The following is a 26570-nucleotide window of genomic DNA, read 5'->3' on the forward strand; positions in this document are numbered from 1 at the left end:
AGGATATGCAGCCCGCGAGAGGCCGCACGAAAGTGTCCGAAACGGGGCGGCAACCCCAGCCTAACGGCCGCTGGGCGCTTCAGGAATGCGCGAAAATGTCCTCTTCCTGCCAGCCTTGGAGGTCGAGCAAAGCGCGGGTCGGCAGGAAGTCGAAACAGGCCTTTGCCAGCGCGGTGCGGCCCTCCCGCACCAGCATGGCGTCGAGCCGCTCGCGCAGGGCATGAAGGTGCAGCACGTCGGAGGCGGCGTAGGCCAGCTGCGGCTCGGTCAGGCTGTCGGAACCCCAATCGCTGGATTGCTGCTGCTTGGAGAGGTCGACATTGAGCACCTCGCGCACGAGGTCCTTGAGGCCATGGCGGTCGGTGTAGGTGCGGGTCAGGCGCGAGGCAATCTTGGTGCAATAAATCGGCCCGGTCATGACGCCGAAGGTCTGGTACAGCACCGCGACGTCGAACCGCGCGAAATGGAAGATCTTCGTGATCGCGGGATTGGCCAGCAGGGCCTTCAGGTTCGGCGCGTCGGTGTGGCCCTTGGGGATCTGCACCACGTCGGCGCTGCCGTCGCCGGGCGAGAGCTGCACCACGCAGAGCCGGTCGCGATGCGGGTTCAGCCCCATGGTCTCGGTATCGATCGCCACCGCTGTGGTGTAGCGGGACAGGTCGGGCAGGTCACCGCGATGCAGGCGTACGGTCATGGCGTTTCAAAACCTCGGTCGAATTGGTCTGTCGGCATCATAAGCTAGTCGGATGGCCTGCGATGTAGCCACTGGCGGCGGGCCGCGCAAGCGCCGGCGGTTCCTGCCAAGCCCGGTCAGATCGCGGCCAGCATGATGCAGATCATCGCCGCCACCGTCATGCGGCTGGCGCCGTCGCGAAACGTGTAGAGAATCGGATCGTCGGGCATCTCGCGGCGATGCGCCATCATCAGGGCGCGGCCGAACCAGTAGAGCAGCAGCGGGTTGAGCAGCCACAGCATCCAGGGCCGGCTGTAGAGCGGCGTCACCGCGGACGATGACACATAGAGCGAGAACACGGTCACCGCGTTCATGGCGCTCGCCGCCGCCATCGCGCTGATGATGTGCAGGTCGGTGATCTTGTAATCGCGGTTGGAGGGATCGGCGAGGCCGGCGCTCTCGCGCATGCTGAGCTCGCTGAAGCGCTTGATCAGCGCCAGCGAGGTGAACACGAACAGCGAGAAGATCAGCAGCCATTCCGACAGCACCACACCGACACCGACCGCGCCGGCGACGATGCGCAGCGTGTAAAGGCCGGCGAGCGTGACGACGTCGACCAGCATCTTGCGCTTGAGCACGAGCGAATAGGCGATCGTGGTGGCGAGATAGCCACCGAGCACGCCGAGGAACAGCGGCGAGATGCAGAGGCTGGCAGCAACCGCGAACAGCCACAGCGCGGGAATCGCAAGCAGCGCCGACGAGATCGGCAGATCGCCGGCCGCAAGCGCCCGATGGCGCTTGGTCGGATGCTGCCGGTCGGCGGCAAGATCGAGCAGGTCGTTCATCAGATAGGCGCCCGACGCGCAGGCCGAGAACGCCATGAACGCCAGCAGCGCATAGCCGAGCGTCGGAAGGTTCATCTGATGCGCGGTGATTGCAGGCACGAACACCAGCGTGTTCTTGGCGTATTGATAGACCCGCAGTGCCTTCGCCCAGGTCTTCACACCGGGATTGCGACTGCTGCCGTTCTCGATGCGATCGACCGCGCCGCGATCGAATGGAAGCTCGCCCGCAGCGAGATCGGCCGGCGTGACGACGCCATCGAAACCGAGATGCGCGGCGATGCCCGCCGCATGACCGGGAAGGCGGCCGGCGACCAGATAGATCCTTGCGCCGCGCGCCCGCGCCGCCAGCGCCTGGTTCAGCACATCGGAGTCATAGGGCAGAAGGGCGTAATTGATTTCGGCCTGCGCGAGGACATCCGTCAGCGCCGCCATCCCCGGCCGTCCGCCCGCACCGAAGCGCGCCAGCAGGCGGGCGGGGCTGGAGAACAGCGCTTCCATCAAGAGCTCGGACCGCAGCAGGGCGCCTTCGAGATCGATGACGAGCGTCCGCGCGGCCGCCGTCGTTGCCGACGGCTCAGGCGCGCCAGAATCATACTGCCAGGCAGGCTGCTCCATCCGAAAACGCTCTGACTTGCCGCAAACTGACCGGCGCATGGCCGGGGAGCAGGGAAATGGACGGCCGCGAGCGTAGGGGGCATTCGCTAAGGCTGGCTTAACCGGAGACTGCCGCCAACCCGGTTCGCCGACCCGTCATTCCGCCGGCATCGTGTTATGTTATGGTTAACATAACTCCACCGGAGTTGACGCTCACAAGCGACGGTGTCGGCGAAACAGTGCTGGCCTATCAGCCGGTGGACATGACTCACACGATCATCCTGGTCAGCCAGGCCTGGTGGTTTCTCAACCGCCCCAGCTGCGGAACTGCGGTCCGAGCAGGTCGTAACGGACCCGAAGATAGCCGTCGGGACCGTGCACCACGGCATTGGGCAAGATCCGCTCGACCTCCTGGGCCATCACACCGACATAGAACGTGTCGTCCCAGAGATAGCGAAAACGGTAGAGGCAAATGCCGTTGTCGAGACATCCAAGGCGCAAGATGTCGCGCTTGAGCCGTCTGTCGGACGTGACAGGCGGTGGAGGCGTTGGCGGCAGGGTCGGAACCACCGCCGGCACGGGCTGGGGCGGAGGCGGTCCGTATTTGTTGTAGGACCGCTCGATCAACCTGGGGGTGTTCGTGTCCTGGCTGTCGCCGCGGCTCTGCGAGACCGGCGCGCCGGTATAGGACAGTTTGGGCTGCGAGAAGATGATCGCTCGCTGGCGCATCGACCTGGCGAGGCCGCCGTTGACGCATCCACCACCTGCAGTCCTGCCCTCTGGGCATCTTGCGTGCGCCTGATCGAAAGTCGACAAGCCGGCGACGAATGCCGTGACAAGAGCAAAGCCGCTCAACCCGGTGATGATGCGCGTCAAAATTTCATGCTCCCGCCAAGTATCGCGATCCAGCCGCGAACGCGAAGGTTCGGTGTCAGCTCGGTCGGATTCTCATTGATCCAGAAGTGCTCTACACTCGCTTTCAAGGACAAGCCTTCGCGTAGTGAATACTGCGCAGAACCTCCGGCTCCGATGCGGGTCTTTGCCGGAATGAATTGCTGCGTGACCGGATTGTAGGAGTTTTGATCGCGCCGCATGTAGTTCACCATCGGTGCGACGGTCCAGTTGCCGCTCACGACGGGTTGCTCGAGGCGATACCGATAAACGGCGCTGTTGGACCGAAACGACTCGGGAACAATCTTCAACAGGTCCGGATCCAACACCCTGTTCTTCTCCGCGTTGGTCCACGACGCCGTGAATGTCGTGCTCGACGATGTCGTCCATGCGTATCCGACCGTACCTGACAGCGTGTAGCGGTCGCCAAGCGCATAAGATGAGATATGATCCAGATAGGTTGCAGTTTCGTGGGCGTAGGACGCTGAAGCCAGCAGCGTCAGGTTTGCCAGCTGGTAGCCGAGCGACGCACTCTGCGTCGCGACCCGTCCCGGCCCCACCAATGTGGTTGCCTGCGGCTCCGTGCTTGCGGGATCGAGCAGCGCTTCCATGCGATATGCGCCGCGCCAGGTATAGCCGGAACTGAACGTCAGGATGAGCTGTTCGCCGATGGGCAGGTTGACGCCGACCGTCGGCCCTATGTTCAACCCTTCGCCGAATGTTGCGAGGTCGACGATGTCCTGATCCATTCGCGCATTCGCCGCGCTGCCATAGAGAGCCGTCGTCCCCGAGGGAAGGTTGACGTTCATGGAGACGAACGGCTGAATTCCGGGAATGCCGAGATAGGTTGCTGTCCCCGAGACCACCGTATCGGTTCGCGGTCGTGATGCTGCCGGTCAACCCGGGCGTGGATTGCCGTGACCACACATAGCCGCCCCTGCCGAGCAGATCGACTTTGACGTTTTCGAGCGGCTGCCCGCTCGCCTGGATCGTCAGGGGTGCATAGACCTGCGTCCCGGCGCCGGCCGCCGTCGAGCCGCTGGCAGGGAAACCCCGCGTGCCGCTCCAGCTCGCATATCGCAAATCCTGATCGGCGCTCAGCGACCAGTTCGGCTCGGCGGCATTCGCAAGCGAGGAAACCGTACAGCAGGCCATGACGACACACGCGCGCTTCCATCCGTCTCGAACGAAATCGCAGAGGCGTGCGCGCATGATGGGCTGACAGGACATGCAGTTGGAGAAGCCTGGCGGCAACGAGATCGCCGGATGCACGGCGACCTCGCGCTCGGACTCGCAATAAAGCCGCGGCTACGGCTTCTTCCCGGACGTGGGGGCTGGCGGCTTGGGGGGCGCCGGAGTGGGCTTCGGCGGCGGCGGGATGTTCTTCCGTACGGACGCGTCGCTCAGCGACGGAGATCTCGTGTAAGCCATGACCGGGGCGGCGCTGACCGCTGCGAACAACGCCGCGGCGATCATCATTCGATACATCATGAACTTGTTCCTCTTCATAATCCGTCCGGGAGCAGTGAAAAATTCCAGCCGATGACGGTCGCGGCTGAGAATCTGTTGGCAGAGCGCCTCATTGTGATTTCTTTTGCAGAGGTGCCGCCGGCTTGACGGGAGACGCTTGAGTCTGGGCTTGAGCCTGAGCCTGCGGCGGCGCGGGTGCTTCCGGCGTGGCGATCGCGATCCCGAACAGACGCCATTGTCCGGCGGCGATCTGAAACACAAGATCGAACTTGATCTGCTGCGGCTGGGTCGGAATGTAACCGGCAAGGCGCAGCATTCCGCGCTGGTCGAGCGATGGCGCTTCGGTGAATTGCGGCGGCAGCAATGCCGCGCCGTACAGATCGAAATTGCGACGCCGCAGGTCGAGAAAATTCAGCCCGAGATCGGCGGCGGTATTGCGCGCCTGGAAATCGGGCGCGGCGAGATCGCGCAGCACGGTGTAATTGCCGGTGCGGTTGGCATCATTGAGCGTAAGCAGCGTCGAACGGATCAGATAGAGCGCCTGCTCCAGCGTGACAGGCAGCGACGGCTGCGCGGGCGTGGCCGCAGGCGCAAGCGTTTTCTGTTGAGCTTCCGCCCGGCCGTTGCTGCACGACAGCAGCAGCGCCAGCGCAATCAGGGCACGCGCAATCAATTGCATGGACTGGCCGCGCCCGCTTTCACCAGCCGACGCGCATTCCGACACGTCCGCCCAATCCGCCGCCGTTCGTGCCATAGGTCAGGCCGCCGCTGGCCTGCACATGCTCGCTGACGCGGAGCGCGGCGCTCATAGAGAGCGCATTGGTGTTCTGGAACGTGCCCCAGTTCGCGGTGACCGCGATCTTCTCGGACGGCATTAGCCACGGCGAACCGGACATCGCAAAAGCCATCGCAACACCGTTGATCGCCTTGCTGGTCCTGCCGTCGAGTTCGGAGAGGTGCGCATTGATGCCTGCGAGCCGATTGTTGATTCCGGCGATGTCGCCGGAGCTGGCAAGCCCGAGCGCGGCCAGCGACGTCGAGGCGAGATTGCCGGCGGCATCCGTGGTGACGAGTTGCGTCGGTCCTGACTGCGCGGCCGTGCTCGCCGCCGAGGCGATGCCGGTCATCGTGTAGGTATTGGTGGCGGTGCCGTAGACCTGCTGATTGGCGCGCGTCGCGGTGGCGCCGTTGCCGATCGCGGTGGAGTTCGCGAAAGTCGCCGACGCGCCATTGCCGAAGGCCGACGAATTCGCGCCCGTGGCGTTGGAGCCATTGCCCACCGCGGTATTGGCGACGCCGTTTCCGCTGGCGTTGGCGTTGAGGCCCACCGCGACGTTGGCGCTACCGGTGCCGTTAGCCAGAGCGCCTGCTCCGGTTGCGACATTTCCCGAATTGGCGCCGCTCGCATTGGAGAGATAGCCGCTCGCCGCGTTGAAGCTGCTCGCGCCACTGGCGTTGGCGCCGTCGCCGGTCGCGACGTTTCGGCTTCCGGCGCCACTCGCGTTGGCGTTCAAGCCGGTCGCGACGTTGGAGCTGATATTGCCGCTGGCGTTGGCGTTGGTCCCGGACGCAATGTTGTTGCTGGCGTTGCCGTTTGCAACGGCCCCGGCACCCAATGCGGAATTGGCGCTGTTGTCGCCCGTCGCGTGAGCGCCGGACCCGGTCGCAGTATTTTTGCTGCCATCACCGCTGGCAATGGCGTCAAATCCGCTCGCGGTGTTGGAGCTGTTGTTGCCGTTGGCGAGCGCTTCCCCGGTCGCAGTGTTGACGCTGCTGTTGCCGCTGGCGTTGGCGTTGTCCCCGACCGCGGTATTGACGCTGCCATTGCCACTGGCGTTGGCGAGGCCGACGGCGATGTTGCCACTGACGTTGCCGTTGGCGTTTGCTCCGAACCCGATGGCCGTGTTGTTACCGCCTGTGCCGGTGGCGTTTGCATTGGTCCCGCAGGCGAAATTGCCGCCTGACCCGGTTGCCGTCGCACCTTGGGCGGAGGCGCCGGTATCGACGCAGACAAATTGAGCCCGGGCTTGCGGCGCGCCGGCGCAGATCACGATCGCGGCAATGAGCGCGGTTGCAAGGAAAGCGGCTGCTCGCATCCGGAATACGACTGAAATATTCATATTTTCGTCCCCACCATCTTCCCAATCCGCCATTGGGGAGCATGCGCCACGGGGATTTGTAGGCCGACCGCCGTCAATGCCGGCGTCAGTCCGGCGTGACAGCAGCGTGACTCCTGCTTTGCGCGGCATTCAAAGTGCGTCAAAGCGTGTTAGGTGTGTTTCCGAGGCCACGATCGCCGTGCCCGGTTGCCACTGGAATGAGAGACTGCGTGCCGCTTCCGAGATTTGGTCTTTCGCTGTTCGGACGTTTTGAACTGACGACAAATGACGGCGTGGTTTCGTTGCCGGGCCGGAAGCTTGCGGGATTGCTGGCCTATCTGGCTTGCACTGCGCCGCGCCGCCAACCGCGCGAAAAGCTCGCGAACCTGCTGTGGGGCTCGCATTTCGAGACCCAGGCGCGGCAGAATCTGCGCCAGAGCCTCGTACGGTTACGGCGGATTCTCGGGCAGGACTCCATTTGCAGCGACGACAATGACGTCTGGCTCGCGCCCGGCGTGATCGATTGCGATGCGGTCCGCTTCGAGACACTGATCGTCGAGGGCAGCCGTGCGTCGCTCGCCGCGGCCGCCGATCTCTACCGCAATCCGCTGCTGACGGATCTGAACATCGAAGAAGACGCATGGTCGGAATGGCGCGACCAGGAACGGGAACGGCTGGACGGCCTGGCAGTCGATTCCATGGTCCGGCACGGCCAGCACGCGCTGCGGTCCGGACATGCGGAATCCGCGCTCAGGACGGCCAACCGGGCCATTGCCGTGAATGCCTTGCGCGAGGATGCGCATCGGCTGGTCATCCAGGCACTCACCGCCACTGGACGCAGGGCCGAGGCGCTCAAGCGCTATCAGGATCTCGTCGCGCTGCTCAAGCGCGAGCTGAACACGGAGCCCGATGCGGTCACCCAGTCGCTCGTCGCGGAACTCCGCAACGCCAGACCATCCGGTGCCGCGCGGACGAACGAGCCCCTGGATGGCGTTCGGGTGCGGGAGACCGAAGCCGCAGCCGTCGCGGAACGCGACGACGATGCTCCGCCTTCGGAATCGCTTCGCCCGGGCGGCCGCCAGCAGCGCCAGTTGACGATCATGGCCTGCCATCTGATCGGCGCGATGCCTCTGTCTGCGGAGCGCGACCCAGAGGACGTCCACGACCAGATCGTCGCCTTTCATCAGGTCGCGGCCCGGATCGCAGTGCAATTCCATGGCTTCGTCGCCCAGCACCAGGGCAACGGTGTCCTGATCTATTTCGGTTATCCCATGGCGCGCGAGCACGATGCCGAACACGCCGTGCGCGCCGGCCTCGCGATCGTCGACGCGGTTCGCATTCTGAACGCACCGGCCGGCACGGCACCGCGGGCGAGCGTCGGGATCGCAACCGGCCTCGTCGTGATCGGCGAGAAGCCCGGGCCCGGCGATCTCAGGCAGCACGTTGCGATCGGCGAGACGCCGAACCTCGCAACGCGGTTGCAGGGCGTTGCCGGACCGGGCGAGGTCGCGATCGCAGCCGGCACGCGGCGGCTGCTTGGGCAATTGTTCGACACGCGCGCGCTTCCGGATATCGAGGTCAAGGGACTGCGAGAGCCGGTGCCCGCGTGGCAAGTGCTCGGCGAGGCCGTGGGCGTCAGCCGTTTCGATGCGCGGCGCGCCGATTCACTGTCCGCGCTCGTCGGTCGCCAGGAAGAGATCGAGCTGCTGCTGCGCCGCTGGGATCAGGCGAAGTCCGGTGCGGGCCGCGTGGTGCTGATCTCGGGCGAGCCCGGCATCGGCAAGTCGCGCATCGTCGAGAGCGTGTTGACGAGGCTCGAGGACGAGCAACACAGCCGCTTGCGCTATTATTGCTCTCCGCATCATGCGCACAGCCCGCTCTACCCGCTCATCATTCAGCTTGAACGGGCTGCCAATTTCGAACCCGGCAGCAGCGCCGGCGCACGGATAGACAGGCTGGAAGCCCTGCTCGCGCCCGCAACGAAGAATCTGACCCGCGATGTCATGCTGATCGCCGAGCTTCTCGGCGTGCCCTCGGACGGACGCTATCCGGCCCTCGCGATCTCCCCGCAGGAGAAGCGGGAGATGACCCTCAATGCGCTGCTCAACCAGCTTTCAGCCGGAACGGTGCAGACACCGGGGCTGATCGTGATCGAGGACGCGCACTGGATCGACCCGACATCGCTCGACCTGCTCGACGCGATCGCGGCTCGCGCCGCAAATCTGCCGTTGCTGTTGCTCATCACCATCAGGCCGGAATTCCAGCCTTCCTGGATCGGCCAGCCACATGTGACGCTGCTGCCCCTCGGCCGCCTTGGCCGCAGCGACAGCGCCGGCATCATTGATGACGTCGCGGGAGGCAAGCCTCTGCCCGAGCCCGTCGTCGAGCAGATATTGTCGCGCGCCGACGGCATCCCGCTGTTCGTCGAGGAGTTGACCCGCACGCTGATTGAGCAGGAGCTGTTGCGCGAGGCATCCGACAGCGAAGGGCCGGAGGGATCGCGGCGGTCGCTCGCCATTCCGGCGACGTTACAGGCCTCACTGGCCGCTCGCCTCGATCTGCTCGGCGCGGTGAAGGACGTGGCTTCGATCGGCGCTTCGATCGGGCGGGAGTTCTCCTACGAGCTGATCGCTGCAATATCCGCGCTGCCCCCTGTCGATCTGGACGCCGCGCTTGAACGGCTGACGGCCTCCGGCCTCGTCAGCCGTCGCGGCTCGCCGCCGCAGGCGAGCTACACGTTCAAGCACGCGCTGGTCCAGGATGCCGCCTATGTCGCGATGCTGAGGAGCCGCAGGCAGCAATTGCATGCGGATATCGCGAACACACTCATCGAAAGCTTCCCGGCACTGGCCGAAACCCAACCCGAGATCGTTGCCCTTCATTTCACCGAGGCCGGGCGTGCCCGCGAGGCGACCGACCACTGGATCAAGGCGGGGCGACTCGCACATGCGCGATGGGCCAACCGCGAAGCGGCCAGTTTCTTCGAACGGGGGCTGCGCTGTCTCGCGACGCTGCCGCAGACCCGGGACACAATGGAGCAGGCGATCGATCTCAGGTTCGACCTGAAGACCTCGCTGTTTCCACTCGGCCAGTTCGCGCGCATCGTCGGCTATCTTCGCGAGGCCGAAGCGCTGGCCAGACATCTCGACGATCCCGGACGGCTCTGCCTCGCGTCCGTTCACATGTGCCAGACCCTCAGCCTGAGCGGCCATCCACAGGACGCCGTCAAGTTCGGGCGGGACGCCCATCGTCTCGCAGAGCAGCTCGGCGAGCTTTCGCTCCGCATCTCGGCATCGCTGTTTCTCGGGCTCGCCTGCTTCTCGACGCTGCACTACGGCGAGTCGGAATCTCATTATCTCAACGTGCTGGAACTGCTCGACGGCGACGCAAGCCTCCAGCAATTTTCCCTCGCCGGATTTCCGGCGGTGACCGCCCACGGTTTTCTCGCTCGCATCTATGCCGACCAGGGCAAGTTCGCGCGCGGGATCGCTCACGGCGAGGAAGGCATACGCCTCGCCGAGGCGGTCGATCACCCCTATAGCCTCGGCATCGTCAGCTGGTGTTTTGCCGATCTGCTGGCGTCCCGGGGAGAGCTGAACCGCGCAGTCGTGGTGCTGGAGCGTGGACTGGCGGTGGCGCGCGAGTGGAACCTGCCGTTCCTCGTCGCAGGCAATTCCGGCAGCCTTGGCCACGCCTATGCCCTGCTGGGGCGAACGGCCGAAGGCCTGCCGCTGATGGAGCAGGCGCTGAGGGTCTTCGAGAAGATGGGGCATCGATTTGCTCAGGCGCTGTTCCTGTCGCCTTTGGGCGAAGCATACCTGTTCGCGGGCCGGCAGGCGGATGCTCTCAGGGCTGCCGGACGGGCGCTGACGCTGGCCCGTGAAAATGGCCAGAGGAGCGGCGAGGCGGCCGCCCTGCGCCTTCTGGGCGAGGCTTCCAGCGGCGACAGCTCCCCGGACCAGGCCGAAGGTCACTACAGAGCCGCGCTCGCGCTGGCCGATGAACTCGACCTCCGCCCGCTCGCTGCGCGCTGCCGTCACGGCCTCGGAAAATTGTACCTGAACGCGGGACGCCCGGACCAGGCTCGCCACGAGCTTGTTGCCGCGGCGACGATGTACCGCGAGATGGAGATGCGGTTCTGGCTGGCACAGGCCGAAGCGGAATTGAGCGGACTACCGGACTCCCTGTGCATGGATCCTACAACCCGGCGTGAGCTTCATGTTCCGGGGGAACGAGCGGCCTGCGGCCCATGAAATTCGCCCCGGCCCACCCTATCTGCCAGTCTCCTCCTCCACTCGCCATGAATCGAGCCCCATGACCGACCAGACGCTCGCCGCGCCTATCGACGATCAATCGGACCGCCCGCGCGGCTTTTCGCGCTATCAGGCGCTCCTCATCGCGCTGCTCGCGTTCACGCAGTTCACGATCATCCTCGACTTCATCATCATGTCGCCGCTCGGCGCCATCCTGATGCCCGCACTCGACATCACGGCCGGGCAATTCGGCGTCGCGGTCTCGGCCTACGCGTTCAGCGCGGGCATTTCGGGCATTCTGGCCGCCGGCTTTGCCGACCGCTTCGACCGCAAGCGCCTGCTGCTGTTCTTCTATGTCGGCTTCACGCTCGGAACCGCGCTCTGCGCCGCCGCGCAGACGTACCATGTGCTGCTGCTCGGCCGGATCGTGACCGGATTGTTCGGCGGCGTGATCGGCTCGGTCGTGCTCGCCATCATCACCGATTTGTTCGCGCTGCACCTGCGCGGCCGGGTGATGGGCTTCGTGCAGACGGCGTTCGCCGCGAGCCAGGTGCTCGGCATTCCTGCCGGGCTGTTTCTCGCCAATCACTGGAACTGGCATGTCTGCTTCATCGCGATCGTCGGCCTGTCGATCGCCGCGATCGCCATCATCGTGTTCGCCATGGAGCCGGTCGACGCGCATCTGAAGCTGAAGCAGGACAGAAATCCGTTCCGCCATCTGATCGCGACGATCGGAGAGCCGCGCTACACGCTGGCCTTCGCCGTCACGACGCTGCTGGCGACGGGCGGCTACATGCTGATGCCGTTCTCCAGCGCATTCACCGTGCATAATCTCGGCATCGACATTTTGCACCTGCCGACGATCTATCTGGTCTCCGGCCTGTTCAGCATCGTCACGGGACCGCTGGTCGGCCGGGCCAGCGATGCGTTCGGCAAATATCCGACCTTCGTGTTCGGCAGCGTGGTGTCTGTCATCATGGTGCTGATCTACACCCATCTCGGCCACGTCTCGCTGACGACCGCGATCCTCGTCAACGTGCTGATGTTCGTCGGCATTTTCTCGCGCATGATCCCGTCGCAGGCCCTGATGTCGGCGATCCCCGACCAGAGCCAGCGCGGCTCGTTCAGCGCGATCAGCGCCTCGCTCCAGCAGCTCTCCGGGGGGCTCGGCTCAGTGGCCGCCGCCGCGATCGTCGCGCAAGCGCCCGACGGCTCGCTGCTCCATTTCGACCGGATCGGCTACGTCGTCGTCGCGTCGGCGATGGTCGCGCTGGTGGCGATGTATTTTGTGCAGAGGCAGGTGGCTGAGCGGGCAGGGAGAAGCGTGGTGTGAGGGGAGGTAACCGATCCGTCCCATCTGGACGACGGCCACGACGACTTGGGGCTCATCGCCCTGCCATCCCTACCGCTTGGAGATAGCTCTATTTCGGGTCCAAACCCCGCAAAATGGTGCCCAGGAAAGGATTGCATAGGCAGAACCGTATCATATTGATATAATTTGATTAATTCAAGCTGCCACTCAGCATTGTTACACAGCATCAGACAGGGCCCGAATCTTGTCGGGCGGGCTGTAGAAGGCAGGACGGTAATTACTTTGATAGGAACCCCGAATGTGGCTAAACAGGGGTCTACAATCAGCAGTTTAGCAGCCGGGCCTTCAAACCTTTCATATCCCAATGGTACGCTTGGAAAACGCCGCTCCTTGCTTTCTTTGTAATACTCCAACTGACCTTACATATTCGGAATCCGATAATTTCGTCGCCCTTGTTGGACTCGGTCCGCTCGTACAGGACTATTCACTAATTGCATCCAAAGCTCATTCGAAGTCCATGGCAGACGTGCCACAAACGCTATGGAAGGAGCGGCATGATTTTGTAACCGCGATTCGCAATGAGCTTGAGAGGCGGCACGGATCATGCGTGATCACTGAACATGGAAGAATGGCAGTCTGCGACGACTACGAGCACGACACGCACTGCTTTCACGCGCACTTTCTCGTCTTTCCCGGCGCGGAAGACATTTCCAATCAAGCCACATCTTATTTCTCATCCGTCCAGTCGTTCGACGATCTTGATAGCTCTCTGAAACACGCCGCAGAACTGGAAGAATACCTTCTCGTCTCCCCGCGCCCGGATCGATTCAACATTTTCGCCGGGCCTCTTCACGTACCCCGCCAACTTGCACGGTATCTGGTTGGGTGGCAGACGGGAAATGCTCACATGGCTGATTGGAAGGCGCGGCCGGAACGAGTTCAGGCGGAGTCGATGGCGCGTCGATTGAGATCGACTCTTGGTGGGATTTGATGCTGACCCCGGCAAAGATTGATAGCGCATTGAAGAAGCTGGCGGATGGCTTCCTCAACAGTCTGCGGACTATCGATTCTGAACGAGCAGGTTGGGGCCAATTTGTAGGTCCATCGTCCAGCAATCAAGTTGGGCTTTACGGAACCAGCGCGGGCATCATTTGCGTAGCGCTAGCTTATGGCCCTAACCGAATTCCGCCCTCCTGCGTTCGCTGGTTGGAAGAGCTGTGGCAAGCAAGAGATACGCCAGGTGATGGTTCAAGAAATTTCGCTCTGACCGCGAGACGGGCATTTTTCCTGATGGCGCTCAGGATATGTCAGCACCCCGATCTGGCAACGCTTATCTCCGAAGCGGATAAGGAGCTGCTGCTCAGGCTGGTGCAGGACGGTTTGTTGGTGAGCTGGCAGATAGACGCTGCTAATCGCGGAGCGACAGGTAATGAAACTGTTACAGGATTGGCCGTCCTTGCCTACGTTCTCTCGTCGGGCTCTCACCTGCGCACTCCTCCAGAAATCGAAAGGGCCGCGCTAGCATTGCAGAACCGCTATGAAGGCGCCCTGCCCAAGAATCCTGGGCTGAGGAAGTTCATGCTGAGTTCGATATCACTCGGTGTCCGACCTGACGATTTGAGTAGTAGTATCAGGAGGGAGGTTGCGCGTATCGGCACTTCTCCCGAAACGACCGATCAAGATGCCCTTGATTGGTGGGATTACTATTACAGCGGCGTCGGTGGTAGACTGTCAAAACGAGATTACCTTCACGCCCCCTCAGCCGCGTTCGATATCCTCCTTGCAACTGGTCCCAGTGCCACAATCGCCCGTCGCCGCGCCGCTCTGAACCTTGCAGAGAAGACTGCGCAGACCGTTCTCGACGTTGGGTTATATTTCGATGGGCGAGAGCTGGCTCAAAGCAAGACCCAAGCTTGGATTGCGATAGCGCTGTCGAGATCAAAGGCTTTGATCGAGGAGAATGACAATAAACCATCGAGGCTCATGAGTGTGCTCGGCTCCATACTTTCGGCTGTAGGCCTGAGAGAGCGATAAGCATGCAGATTCACGATCCGCTTTATGGTGCATTCGAAATACCAAAGTTTTTGGAGCGCTTGATTGTCGCGCCGGAAGTTCGCCGGCTCATGGGCGTGCGGCTGTTAAACGCCCCCTCCCCCTCTTTGCCGACGCTGTCGGAGATTCGACGGTTTTCGCATACGATCGGGGTACTCCGGCTTGCACTGATGAACCCTCACGTCGGACTTACGCAAGTTGAAGTAAGGGCGCTTACAGCCGCAATCTTAATCCACGATGCTGCAACGCCGCCCTTTGCCCACCTTCTCGAATATTACCTAAAGGACCGGAGTGGATGGAATCATGAGGCAGCACTCCCTGACTTGCTGACTGGACACCATTTTCTTGGCAACACGGCGTTCCAGATTCTACCGGGCGAGGAATTGAAGTTTAAGCGGCTGTGTTCAGCGAGTAAGATTGATTTCGATCTCGTAATGCAAATCGTCCAAAAAAGGCATCGTGCCTCGAAGCTTGTCTTTGGCAGCCTGGACTTCGACAATTTAGACAACGTTTCTCGCATGGCCTGGGCGATAGGCTTCCAAGAACCTTTAGCCCCGTTCTTCGAACTCGCTCGTGAACTATCCGTCTCGCTCGATGGCGATCTGCTCCTCTCCGAGAAATTGGTCAAATCGGTGGAGGTTTGGGGGAGCACTCGGAAGAGAGTATACGACGTGCTCGTCTTCGATGAAATCACAGTAGCGGCTCAAGCTGTGTTGACCAAGGCGATGGCTGCGCTCTTCGAGGCTGAGAGCGTACCCGATATAAAATGGGCGAGCCGCGACAGCGACCTGCTAGACCTCCTTGCCAGGTCCGCTCAAACCAAACGGCTCATGCTTCGGCACTTCAACGATCTTCCGACCCAGATTCTCTCTTTGCGCATTCGTGGGACTCTGTCTTCCCTCGGATTCAAATCCCGAGACGACGCTATCAAACTGATCGAGCGCATCGCTTGCGAGGAATTTGGAATCAAGCTTCCCTTTGGCTACGTATTTGTTGATAAGTCAGCATTTTCGAAGCGATTAACGTTCACGGACCCGGCGACTAGATCATCATGGAGCATCGGAGAGTCATCGGAGAGCGTAGTCTTCTATTGCTTTGCGAGCATTACGGATAAGCAGAGCGCGAGACACCGGGAGCCGTTCCGTAAAGCGCTGATGAAGGGGTTGGGAAGGGACGCCGAAGCTGATGTTGATGCGATCAGAAAAGATGGATTTGCGAGCTAGACTGAAGCACTTAGACGAGGTCGATTGGGACTTCGCCTCTAGTCGCAGTCAGTCTGCGTTTTCCAGCCTACACTGGCATCCATGCCGCTACCCATCGCAAATTCCATCGGTGCTGATCGGCGCACTTAGCGATCCAGGGGAGCGTGTTCTTGATCCTTTTCTGGGCTCCGGCACAACGGCGGTTGAAGCACAACGGCTCGACCGCCTATGCACCGGCGTCGAGTTGAATCCCGTTGCGGTCCTCATGGCTCGCGCAAAAACGCTTGGTCATGACGCAAGATATGTAAGAAAGTCAGTTGAACGCACAATCATTGGTTACCGCCAATCTGCTGCCCGAGATGACGTTCCTTCGAGTGTCCAAGGCAATAAATGGTACACTGCTAGAACCCTCACCAGTCTGCGCCGAATTCGTGGTTATCTCTCGACATTGAAGGGAGACGGAAAGCTGCTAGCGGAGGCTGCGTTCTCTGCGATACTTCTTCCGACCTGTCGTGAAACTCGGCATTGGGGATACGTCTGCGACAACACTGCCCCAAAGACCAACAATGAACGCGACGTATTTGAGCTGTTCGAGGCTGCGCTCAATGACTTCGTCAAGGCCTACGAAGAGAGAGATTATTTTAGGAATTCGTCCAGCCGAAAACCCGGCGCTCTGAAAGACGTGGAGATCATTCAGGGGGATTCTGCGGTTGCGATCGACCCAAAGAAGATCAGCCCGGTCCAATTGATTGTTACCTCGCCTCCGTATTTCGGCGTCGCGGACTATATCAAGGCGCAAAGATTAAGTCTTGAGTGGATGGAGACCGACATAGAGCCGCTACGCCAGCGAGAAATTGGCGCCCGGAGCAAGCGCCATAGGTTAGTTGCCGCTGAACAGTACCTTTCTGACTGCAAGCAAGTGTTTGCTCGATGCCGAGATGTCCTGGAGGACGGTCGTGCGTGCGCGGTGGTGTTTGGCGAATCCACCGATAGAGCACCTATGCGGGAAAATTTCGAGAAGGTTCTCAAATCGTGCAACTTCAAACTTCACTATAAGAGGTCTCGTCGCATTTCGTCTGGAAGAAGGCTGGCACCAAGCCTTCAAGAGGAACATCTTCTAATATTCGCATGAGGTCCACCATGGAGACCACACTTCTTGATCTCGGAGAGCGGCAGATCCTGCGAGACATAATTCCTCGGTTTGCATCTGGAGCTGGCGACGACTGCGCATCTCTGCCAATCGAAGGTGGGTTTCTCCTCGCGACTACCGACCCTGTCCCGCCCCCTGCAGCAGCCGGAATTGGACTAGACAATGATCCTTTCTGGGCCGGTTGGCTGCTCGTCACGATAAACGTATCGGATTTAGCTGCAGCGGGCGCTCGACCTTTAGGATTCCTTGCAGCAATCGAGTGCGAATCGTCCCGCACCATAGAATCTTTTGAACGCCTCCTCGCAGGCGTTAAGGCTGGGTGCGAGGATGCGCGAATTCCATACGTCGGCGGCAACCTCCGAGAGGCGACCAAGTTTGCAGCCGTCGGAACGGCTCTTGGCATCTGCCAGGGCTATTCTCCATTGAAGCGCATCGGAGCTCAGCCCGGCGATCTCGTTCTAAGTATCGGCAGCGGCGGTCTCTTTTGGCGTGATGCACTTCGAATTCTCGATAACGGAGTGATGCCGACGAAAGATAATTCTCCCGTCTTTAAGCCGCGTTCGCAAATTTCGATTATGTACAGGCTAGCAGAGCGGGGCCTGATCAGAGCTGCGATGGACAATAGCGACGGGCTACTCCCGTCACTCGCGGAGCTTGCAGCCAAGAATTCTCTCAAAGTCGAGCTTGATTTAGACAGCCTGACTGTGCCGGATCTGTCTCCGCCTGAGCATACCGAAGCGTGGCGATACTGGCTGGGCTGGGGCGACTGGAACGTTATCGCATGTGCCGACCCTGCTTGCGAGCAGGAGATCGTAGAGGCAGGCGCAAGCATCGGCGTGTCAGTTCAGAGAATCGGACGGCTAGCAAGCGGTGAGGGCTTGGTGTTGAGGCGGGGGACCGAATTTTTCTCCGCGCCAAGAGTCGAGTCCGAAAGGTTTGCGCGAGACTCTTGGATGTCGAAGGGCATTGGCGAATACGTGCGGCTCTTACGCGAAACTACTCTTACAAAAATATAGAATGCCGACACGAATTTTAACATTAAGTGGCGGGGGCATCCGCGGCATATTCCAGGCAGTCTTTCTGCGGGAGATTGCGTCGAATTTGGGTAGGCCTCTTCGCGACCATTTCGATCTGATCGCCGGCACTTCAACGGGGGCGATAATCGCGCTAGGCATCGCCCTAAATGTCGATCTTAAAGACATCGTCGAATTGTTTGAGAGGAACGGATCGAAGATATTTCCTCCTAAGCAACGCCTTGCCCGTCAAAGCTTAGTTTCCTACGGACGCAGAGGGTCGCTCTACCGTAAGGAGCCGCTCCGAGACCTATTGGAAAAGGTGTTCACTGACGCGAATGGCATGCAGATGCAACTTAAAGACTGCGTGCCTCCTGTTCTCGTTCCGGCAACCACTTTGAACAGGTACGGCATCAGAGCCTTCACAGTCCTTGAACGTTGCGGCGAGTTTTCGGGGCAAAGAGATGGCGAGTTGTTTGCCGCAGATGTAGCTCTCGCTAGTGCAGCCGCACCATTGTTCTTCCCTGCCCATCAACCGAAAGGGCGAACGGCGGATCAAAAGATTCGAGTTGAAGAAAGAACATACGTTGACGGCGGACTGTGGTCGAACAATCCAGTCCTACAGGCCGTTATGACCGCAAGAAGGTGCTGGGGCGTATCCTTCGAGGATATGCGCGTCGTCAGCGTGGGCAATGGCGAGGTACCTTCTGGCGAACTTCCAATCAGCTTTGACAATATGCGACGCGCCAGAATGCTGGCGCCAGCTATGGATATGATGTTCGCGACTCAGAGTGAATTGGCGGACGAGACAGTTGGTACTTTGCTTGATGATTCCAACTTCAGCGGCGAAAGAATGTTGAGGATCAACGTTCAACTAGGTCAACCGATTGGTTTGGATGATGTTGAGACCGCAATTGCAAAGCTAAAGCCCCTTGCAGAGCAGGAAGCTAGGTTGCGCATTGGACGCTTTAGAAACCTGCTAAGTTAGCAATCGGCGGATAGCTATATAGCGGCGGACGCATTCTGCGAGACCGATCGATATATCATAGAGTTTTTTCGAGGTGACCTCGTAGAAGCCGCTTATTGCCTCTCCCCTGCCTCGCTGACCGCTCCTCACCACAGTGTAGGGCGCCCTGGTCTCCCTATATTTCTCCCCCGCCAAAGGCAGCATGATAACCGTCCGCGATGCTCTCAGAGCCGTTTCTCGCTTACACCTTTGGCAGACGATTCCTGCTAGACTAACAACAGCGGCAACAAGCTTTGGATAGATCGTTCTGAATAGGTGAGCGTGGAGCGTAGCCAAACATTGATTGAGAACGGCTCGACACTGACCTGCCTACTTGACCTGATCGGCCAATGCAGCTTGTTGAATTATGTTTCAGGCCCTACTCTTAGTTGAGGGACTTACGCTATGTGCGGGGCGCCACTGAGTCGGGCTCCGTGGATTCATTGGAAGGTTTGGACGGACATAATTGATGGGCACGCCTCCGTTAGACGCTGGGGAATTTCGGAAAGAGACTTCGCGCGATGCAAGAATGATCGACATTTCGTCATCATGTAATATCGCACAGTTCGTTAGCTTTGACGAGTTTTCCGAAGTCCGGTTCGTAAAGCTTGCTTCGCGACATATCGAGGGTCGCGCGAGCGATGACCTTTCTCAAGTATTGGCCGCCCTTTTTCGGGCGTCGAACAGCAATCTTATTAACTTAAGGTTCTTCCACCCGGGCACCTCAACCGGCGCGGTGATAGTTAGAGACATTGAGAGCGTCGATGAGGCTCTGCAGATCAGTAAAGGTAAGATGGTCAGTGGGGGATATGCGATAGCTAGTGAAGTTTTGAAGCTAGGTGACGGTGGCGTATCGGGCGTACTGGCGGGTAGCACCGTAGAGTTTCTGATGGGAGTAACGCCGAGATTTGTAGATCAAGTAGATGGAGGATTTCCTCAACTGCCAAGCGCAGTGGGAGAGAGGCTTCTACGCTCTATGTATGGAGACCACGTTGAGCTGTCTAAATTCGAACCGGGCTTGAGGGTCGAATTCAGCATTCATCCATATGATGTTGGTCATATGGGACGTCGCATGATCGTGTGGGACGTGTATCGGCTCGCCAATCCCAGTCGCCTCAAGCCGATTATAAGTTGGCCTAACCTATTTAGCGAATGGATAGGCGACAAGCTTTATGGGCAGCTTCTAGCAAGTTCTCTCGGTCTGCGTGTCCCTAAATCGATAGGATGGCTACATCCATTCGTAGCCGCAGATTCTACAAATGCAATCGAGCGCTGGACTCCTCCTGAGGGTATCACCTTCGGAGAAAATACAGGAACGTCTGAATTCTGGATGAGATCTTGTCCGAGCCTAAGGCGTCCGGGACTTTACCCGACTATAAGAGGGAGAGCTGATCCGACAAATTGGATGCTCGGCATTGATCCACTCGGGACCGAAATCCGATCCTGCCTCGAACAGCAACATGTAGACGCGAAATTTTCTGGCGCTGCATTCTGTGGAGAACAATCACCGTTAATTGAGGGAATTGCGGGCACAGGGGAGCAGTACATGCTTGGTCTTTGTGCTCCAGAAACTCTCCCGATCACTGTGCAACGTAGCGTCGCTTGCCTTGCGGAGGAAGTGTCCTCAATGTTTGGCCGCAGCCGTCTGGAATGGGTTTTCGATGGAGATCGAGCTTGGGTCGTGCAGATCAATCAGATCATAGGCGAACGTCGCGAAGCGATTAGCCCCGAAGTGCCCAATGAAGAATACATCGACTACGATCCGATTGCAGGGTTAGCTGAACTTCAAGAAGTTATAAACTATGCTAAGATCCGCGGGTGCGGGGTACGGCTGGCCCGCGCGGTTGGATTGACTAGCCACGTGTGTGAGTTGCTAAACAATGCCGAGGTGCCATATGTGGTCCGTCGAGGACTCAAGCCACAAATTGGGTAGATCTATGTCTATTGTTACTGAGGAAAAGTCAGACTGCCTCGTGACGCCCCGGCGCTTCGAATGGGTCATTCAAGGAAAGTCTTTAGGACCAGATCCAGCGTGCGATCACGATTTGTGGAGCCATTCTCGCGCAGCAGTCGTTCCATCACTTGGTGCAATCGTGCCGTATTGGTATCTCGTTGTACCTCGAGTACGTACGTTGTCATTTAGGCAGCTTCGACAGGGGCTGCGAATGGAGCTCTTGGAGCTGGCGCGTGGGATAGGCAGTCGTTTCGCAGAGAGTCTCATGCCTGTGTATTTTGAGCATGGAGGAGCGACGACAGATTCCTCCGTGAGCTGCAGTACCGATCAAGCCCATTTGCACTTAGTCATGCTGAACTACGATCTTATAAATCAAGTATTGGCTCAGAACGGAGATGACCGCTGGATTGACGCCGACGCTTCGGACCCATGGGCGAACATTCCGGGAGAGCGCGACTACTACTTAGTGGCTTCGGGCGAGCGAGCTATTTGGTCGACGCCAAGCAGCCCAGCATCACAATTCTTCCGAAAGATGATAGCAGAAGTAGCCGGCGTTCCCGATCGCTGGAATTATCGCGAGTGGCCGCACACAGACAATGTACTGATCGGCCGTCGAGAATTTGCTCGGCTTCAGAGAGAAGCCTTAGCTAGCGAACTTAAGCCGGCACGTAGAACTCTCTTGGAGATTCGTCCGGCAGCTACATAGCTAGTTAACTCGACATTTAAGAAATGATTGTCGTCTCCAGGCCAAAATTGATCAAGCCCGATGAGAGCGGCAGCGAATTCTCCATCGTACTTCGCTAATCCCGAAATAAAACCAAGGCCCTCCATCTCGACGGCCGAAATTTTGGCATCGGCCAAAGCGAGAAGAAGACGCGGGGTTTCCTCCAGAAGAAACTTGTGGGCAATATACACGGGACCTGACTTCGCTAAAATTCCGTCCTCTCCAAGATCTGCGAGCAATTGCGTAGAAAGCCGGGCACTCGTTGCCGCCGCCGGCAAGAGAGGCTCTTCACTTCCCCATTCAGAGCTATAGGTACTTGGAACTATCACTGCAGGTAGGTCGGCCCTGGGTGCGATCCGCAAGCAGGTACCCATGAAAAAAATCTTCCTCACTCCCATCCGTCCAAGCGCATCAGCCTGAATTAATGCCTCTAGGGCGCCTCGTCGGCATGCCATTAGCCCCAAGCGGAAACCTTCAAATTCGCCAACGTAGTGTCCCGCCGCCAGCTTACGCTTCCTCGACAACATCGAGGCGTCAAACAAATCATTATGAACTATGGCGTACGAGCTCGGGATATCATGGAGAGACGTTCCTCGTTGGAGGATCGGACCAGCAAACCATCTGATCATTCGATCTACGAAAGTCTGACCGAGTATCGAATCTGCGATGTCAACCACCCGAGATAACTTTGAGCCGATTGAAATGGGTGGAGCACGTAGGACGAGTTCGTTATAGGTGAAATTCTTCGCGGCACGCTGCCGCGCATTCGTGTCTTCAATGTTGCTAAAATAGTCTTCGGTCATCATCTTATCGGAGCGTCGAGCTCCTTACTCTATCGCGTTGATCGGAATATGTCCGCCGACAACGAGGGGCCCCCTACAAGGTCCTACGAACAAAGCGCGTGAGGGCCTCAATCCAGCTTTGTGAGGTCAAGCTTTTCGGACTTGCGGTTCCAAAGATTAAAAACAGTTCCTGCATAGTAGCTCAAGAAGCCGTTCGTAACATTCTCCCGAACCTCGAAGTAAAGCTCACTATCCAACATCCGCTGAAACATCACCGTCTGCACGAGCGCCCGATGAAATCGCGCGCCAGTTGCACCGCGTTTCGAATATTCGACGATCCCTGCATGGGATAGTGGCGCGACCGTCGTTCTTACTTGAATGCGCCTGGATAGCTCCTCGGCATTCATGCTGAGATTTTCTCCAACCTCTTTAAAAAAGTCGCGCCATTCCTCCTTCATCTCTTCTTCGCCTGCACCTTTCGCATCGTACAGTGATGTGGATGCCGTAACTAAGAAATTTACACCTAGCTTGAGCCGCTTCTTAAATCGATTTTGGCGGTCTTTATCTCCATCATAGAGACATTTGATAATTGCTCGTCTAACGCTTTTCAGTCGAACCCCAAAATATAGCAGAGAATTAGAAGAATTATCGAACAGATCATCGCAAGCAGAAGTGTATGCCTCTTGGCTCATCTTTGACGCCATCAGGTGTTCAGTGGAACTATAAAAGATGCGATACAACTCTCCTCTTGCGATCCTCGTCAGACGCTCTGGGGCATGATCGCGCAGCTTCACGAACTGAGGCGTAGCGGGCTCGAAAGCCGCCTTCATATTATTGTATAGATGCGATTGCACTTTAACTACATCCGCGGCCTCGAATTGAAGCATATTGAAGCCGAATTCAGCTCCCTCGATTTGTCCCGCCGTCGGTGCGCCGAACGAAAATAGAGCGCCGGGTTTGCTGAGTTCGAAGTCGAAGCTGGATGCGGTGTGATGGTGCTCATGTCCGTGGAGATGCACTTCCACCCGGTTCGTTTGCAGTACGCGAGCAAGGTTGTAGCCGTTCACTAGAGACGCAAGTGAATGCTCGAATATCAAAGCAATGTCATGAGAACTGCTACCGCCGCTATGAAAGAGTTTTGGAAGCGCCAGAAGACCCTGGTGCGTTAACGCGATGGCGACGGAGTCCTCTGTTCGATCTAGATCATGAACTAAGTTTGCTGCATCAAGCTCACTTATCGTTCCCGCTGAGAACAGAAAAGGAAGGAAAGTAAGCGTATTAATCAGAGAGAATCGAACCTGCACTGGTTGCCGATCAAAGGCCCTGCCGGAGATCTTGAGACTTGTAGGCCCAAGCAGCTCTGGTGTCGTAAAGGTCGATAGCTTCATATTGAACGAAGCTCGGATGTAATCACGGAAGCTATCTACTTCGTCGCTTCCGAGGGCAAATGCCCCCGCCGGCCGAAGCTCCGCCAGGAGCCCTTTCAGGTGGCTGACAATCTTAGAGACGTCACCGCCTAACAATCGGAATAGGAAACTGACGCCATTGCCGACCTTCTTTTCTACTGCATCAATGAACGCGGTTAGGGTAAGTTCTAAAACGTCGTGATTGCCCGGAATGATGATTACGTTTTTAAGTGGAGTGTTCTTCTTCAAAGCGACGACAGAAAGCTTCTGTAGATACTCTCCCGCGAGAACCATCGAAGCATCGTCGCCCAAACCAGTCAAATCACCTGTTACAACAATTGCATCAAATTGCTCCGCGTGGCGGTGTTTGATGTGCTGTAACAACAGGTCCCGGCCTGTCTCGGTGGCGGGATGAACCTGAAGTTTGAATGGAAGGTCGATCAGCTTCTTGTTGAAATTATCGACAAGGGTAAGTGTGTTGCTTGCGACAACATGCAAATCGCTCAAGTGCAGAATGCGCACGTTCAGTCCTCATACAATGTAGTCTTTGATCTGGTTTCGTATTCGACGAGCTCTCGCTACTCCGCCGAGCTGTTCCGTATCGTGTATCCACTTTGCGATGCCGGCAGGAGGAGGATCGACGAGGTATTCGCGCACGCTAAGCTGTCCGCGTTTGACCTGAATGGCTTCATAACAAGCTAGAGCGAGAAATATCGGACCATAGGTCACTCCATTCACCGCGGCTTTCATATCCCGCGATAAATTGTTATGACGAGATGTTAGGGTCATCAAATTACGTATCGCGAGCAGGGGCGAGGCGCGGACGATCCTTGGATCGGGATCATGCGCAGTGGTTGGCTGCTCCTCCTCCAGCCGCAGATTCTTCGCGGCGTCGCTCCATGCTCGATCTAAGCCAACTTCTCTAACTTTGCGCTGCCATCGTTCGACGAGCGGAGGAGCCCACATCAATTTCCGTAAGATCGTTGCAGCAATAAGTTGATCGCCATTGGCAAGTCCGTGTATTCCCTGCAACGCGAGCCATTGCTTAGTCGCCTGCGCCTCGGCTTCTCTAACGCTCCTGCTTATATCGTCGAATTTTGAGCTTCCCAAAATAACTTTGTAAGCGAAAAGCGTCAGGCAAACATTCTCCATTGGTTGGTTGATCACGTCCAGTGCGCCCTTGACTAGCGTGCTCTCTGTGACTGCCAGCATGTGGGTCTCGGCAGTCAGAATCAATTGCCTCCGGAGCCCCAGCTGGCGCTTCTTGGCTCCATCTCTAAGCACGACGTGCAAATCGACGTCTGACTTGTGCGTGGCGTATCCATTAGCCCGAGATCCGATCAATGCGACAGCTAGCAGGTCTTTCCCGAACATCGCCTGCAAATATTCGGTTAGACGCTTGAGGAGATCCGCCTCAGATTCCAGATGGGCAGGCATACGCATCTGTTACTTCCTTCCCTCGCTCATCCAGGGTCGTCGCAACTGTAGCGATAGACCGGACGATACACAATCCGGCGGCTGCCTGCCTGCGTCGATCCGAATTAGCCCCTTCATGAACTTATTGGGTTGCTAATCTTCATGAGCGTCTCGACCAAATGGCCCGCGACTGTATGGTAGGCCAGCGCTTCAATGCTCTTGCGAAGTTCAAGGCGTGTGTACGGCAAGTGATCGAGGCTTGGGATCGACAAGAGGGGCCCTTTCTTGAGATGCTCTTTAGCAACAAATTGCATCTCGCCGCTCCTGAGGTGCGGGGATGCCGGCCGCCATATCCCATGATCCCTTCTGCTCGGCCGAACTAGTGATAACGACGCTCTAATCTTAGTCAGTTCAATGGCCCTACGGCTGACCGTCAAATCAATCATCACCTTCTCTGCTCTGTCTGATCGATGAGCCCGGCCATGATTCGGGTGTGTTACCGGATTTGAGAGGCCACCTCGTGGGCTGCGGCAGCCTCCTTCCCCCTCTACAGGGGCTTACTGCTGAAAAGATCCTCAATTGGACTGCTTGCGGCTACGCTCCGCACTCTTCTCGCCCGCTAGATCGGGCCAGCTTTCACGACGGGCGCAATGGCGGCGCTGCTACCCGAGTCCATTTGACTCACGTGCCATCCCTCGCCGGAAGTTTCGCGAGGGAAATATGGTGTCAACGCTCGTTGACTGAGTTTTTCGCCGGCCCTGACTAGTTTTGAGGTCACTCACGCGAAGGGTGACCTCGCGGCGGCGGCGCTCGTATTTTCCCCCGGCAGCCCTCTGGCGCACCTGATCGCGCGGCCTCTCCAGTGGGCCGTTGAGAAGGGAAGCTAATGCACCGTCGCCGGAGCCAGGCGCCTCAAAAGATTCGCTACCGATGACGGATACCAACGGCCACCGCGCGGCGTCATCATCTCGCGGCCATTTAGCTCATTGGCGATGGCTTTCAGCGTCACGGCGCCGCTTGCTCGTATATCGTTCACCACCTCCGCGAGGTCACGGGCGCGTTGGACTGCGTTTGCTGATACCGTCGCGATGGCCGCTGCGTTGCCCTTCCCCGCTCGCCTCAGCGCCGCTGCTCCGTTAGGATTACCAAGACGCTTGACCTTGCGGTGCGCCTTCTGGCCGGTTTCTGCTACACGCTTGCGGGCTACCTTGAGCGCGTCCGTCGTACGTCTTGAGATAGCCTGAGCCTCCGCTTGCGCGACCACCGCCAGCACACCGATTGTGAGGTCATTAGCTTCCGGCATGTCACAGCAAACAAACTTAACACCGCTGTCTCTCAGAGTGAGGGTGAATTGATGCTGAGCGAGAGAGACGGTCTAATTTGGCGATCACCACCGTAGCGCCAGTGACCTTTGCGTGGTGCAGCGCTGCCGCAAGCTGGGGCCGCTCGTTGGCCTTGCCGCTCTCCACCTCGGTGTATTCCCGGATGATCCGTCCACCCCGGCTCTGAGCGAATTCCTGAATGGCTGCTTCCTGAGCTTCCAGACCCAGACCGCTTCTGCCCTGCTTCTGCGTCGAAACGCGCCTATAAGCCACGATCTTCATGCCAGCTGCTCCATACAAAACCGCGATTTTGTATTTTGAGGCTCTAGAATAGAATTGACTACTGCGTCACCTTGACTCGCTCCCAAACTGGGCGCCCGCCACCTTCAGAACAATCGAAACTCAA

20 protein-coding genes are annotated in these 26570 nt (G+C 58.6%); 9 read left to right on the forward strand and 11 right to left on the reverse strand.

Annotated features, from left to right (window positions below):
- Positions 1-79: 79 nt before the first annotated feature.
- From NLM15_RS00590 to NLM15_RS00615, 6 genes are all read right to left on the reverse strand, one after another.
- On the reverse strand, positions 80-694 hold the full coding sequence (locus NLM15_RS00590) for a ribonuclease D (protein ID WP_254114723.1): 615 nt from the start codon (positions 692-694) through the stop codon (positions 80-82).
- Between the two features lie 116 nt (positions 695-810).
- Entirely contained in the window at positions 811-2133 is a 1323-nt protein-coding gene (locus NLM15_RS00595) for a UbiA family prenyltransferase (protein WP_254114724.1), read from the reverse strand.
- A 285-nt stretch (positions 2134-2418) separates the two neighbouring features.
- Positions 2419-2988: a tail fiber domain-containing protein gene (locus NLM15_RS00600; RefSeq protein WP_254114725.1), complete on the reverse strand. Its 570-nt coding sequence runs from the start codon at positions 2986-2988 to the stop codon at positions 2419-2421.
- Complete coding sequence (locus NLM15_RS00605; protein WP_254114726.1) at positions 2985-3869, reverse strand: hypothetical protein; 885 nt, start codon at positions 3867-3869, stop codon at positions 2985-2987. The genes NLM15_RS00600 and NLM15_RS00605 overlap by 4 nt, the downstream gene beginning before the upstream one ends.
- Positions 3870-4582: 713 nt before the next feature.
- On the reverse strand, positions 4583-5152 hold the full coding sequence (locus NLM15_RS00610; RefSeq protein WP_254114727.1) for a hypothetical protein: 570 nt from the start codon (positions 5150-5152) through the stop codon (positions 4583-4585).
- A gap of 19 nt (positions 5153-5171) precedes the next feature.
- Entirely contained in the window at positions 5172-6593 is a 1422-nt protein-coding gene (locus NLM15_RS00615; RefSeq protein ID WP_254114728.1) for a hypothetical protein, read from the reverse strand.
- A 209-nt stretch (positions 6594-6802) separates the two neighbouring features.
- Here NLM15_RS00615 and NLM15_RS00620 point away from each other — a divergent pair, with 209 nt between their 5' ends.
- The 9 genes from NLM15_RS00620 to NLM15_RS00660 all read left to right on the forward strand — a co-directional run bounded on the left by NLM15_RS00620 (position 6803) and on the right by NLM15_RS00660 (position 20493).
- Positions 6803-10825, forward strand: coding sequence for a BTAD domain-containing putative transcriptional regulator (locus NLM15_RS00620; RefSeq protein WP_254114729.1), 4023 nt, complete (start codon positions 6803-6805; stop codon positions 10823-10825).
- A 61-nt stretch (positions 10826-10886) separates the two neighbouring features.
- Positions 10887-12158 (forward strand): MFS transporter, encoded by a 1272-nt coding sequence (locus tag NLM15_RS00625; protein ID WP_254114730.1) that lies wholly within the window; start codon positions 10887-10889, stop codon positions 12156-12158.
- A gap of 496 nt (positions 12159-12654) precedes the next feature.
- Positions 12655-13128, forward strand: coding sequence for a hypothetical protein (locus tag NLM15_RS00630; protein WP_254114731.1), 474 nt, complete (start codon positions 12655-12657; stop codon positions 13126-13128).
- Positions 13128-14171 (forward strand): hypothetical protein, encoded by a 1044-nt coding sequence (locus NLM15_RS00635; protein WP_254114732.1) that lies wholly within the window; start codon positions 13128-13130, stop codon positions 14169-14171. Before NLM15_RS00630 ends, NLM15_RS00635 begins: the two co-directional genes overlap by 1 nt.
- A gap of 2 nt (positions 14172-14173) precedes the next feature.
- The gene (locus NLM15_RS00640; protein ID WP_254114733.1) at positions 14174-15412 is read left to right on the forward strand and encodes a hypothetical protein; all 1239 of its coding nucleotides are present in this window, start codon (positions 14174-14176) and stop codon (positions 15410-15412) included.
- A complete protein-coding gene (locus tag NLM15_RS00645; protein WP_256565566.1) occupies positions 15396-16523 on the forward strand; it encodes a DNA methyltransferase in 1128 nt (375 codons plus the stop codon). The genes NLM15_RS00640 and NLM15_RS00645 overlap by 17 nt, the downstream gene beginning before the upstream one ends.
- An 8-nt stretch (positions 16524-16531) precedes the next feature.
- Entirely contained in the window at positions 16532-17557 is a 1026-nt protein-coding gene (locus tag NLM15_RS00650) for a thiamine-monophosphate kinase (protein ID WP_254114735.1), read from the forward strand.
- 1 nt (position 17558) lies between these two features.
- On the forward strand, positions 17559-18542 hold the full coding sequence (locus NLM15_RS00655; protein WP_254114736.1) for a patatin-like phospholipase family protein: 984 nt from the start codon (positions 17559-17561) through the stop codon (positions 18540-18542).
- Positions 18543-19089: 547 nt separating this feature from the next.
- Entirely contained in the window at positions 19090-20493 is a 1404-nt protein-coding gene (locus NLM15_RS00660) for a hypothetical protein (protein ID WP_254114737.1), read from the forward strand.
- A gap of 651 nt (positions 20494-21144) precedes the next feature.
- Here NLM15_RS00660 and NLM15_RS00665 read toward each other — a convergent pair.
- From NLM15_RS00665 to NLM15_RS00685, 5 genes are all read right to left on the reverse strand, one after another.
- Positions 21145-22041, reverse strand: a complete 897-nt coding sequence (locus NLM15_RS00665; RefSeq protein WP_254114738.1) for a hypothetical protein — start codon at positions 22039-22041, stop codon at positions 21145-21147.
- Between the two features lie 107 nt (positions 22042-22148).
- The gene (locus NLM15_RS00670; protein ID WP_254114739.1) at positions 22149-23948 is read right to left on the reverse strand and encodes a metallophosphoesterase; all 1800 of its coding nucleotides are present in this window, start codon (positions 23946-23948) and stop codon (positions 22149-22151) included.
- A 9-nt stretch (positions 23949-23957) separates the two neighbouring features.
- The gene (locus NLM15_RS00675) at positions 23958-24869 is read right to left on the reverse strand and encodes a nucleotidyltransferase domain-containing protein (protein WP_254114740.1); all 912 of its coding nucleotides are present in this window, start codon (positions 24867-24869) and stop codon (positions 23958-23960) included.
- An 856-nt stretch (positions 24870-25725) separates the two neighbouring features.
- The gene (locus tag NLM15_RS00680) at positions 25726-26145 is read right to left on the reverse strand and encodes a recombinase family protein (RefSeq protein WP_254114741.1); all 420 of its coding nucleotides are present in this window, start codon (positions 26143-26145) and stop codon (positions 25726-25728) included.
- Positions 26146-26161: 16 nt separating this feature from the next.
- The gene (locus NLM15_RS00685; RefSeq protein ID WP_254114742.1) at positions 26162-26446 is read right to left on the reverse strand and encodes a recombinase family protein; all 285 of its coding nucleotides are present in this window, start codon (positions 26444-26446) and stop codon (positions 26162-26164) included.
- Positions 26447-26570 lie beyond the last annotated feature (124 nt).

The organism is Bradyrhizobium sp. CCGB20 (genome assembly GCF_024199855.1).
Lineage (GTDB): Bacteria > Pseudomonadota > Alphaproteobacteria > Rhizobiales > Xanthobacteraceae > Bradyrhizobium.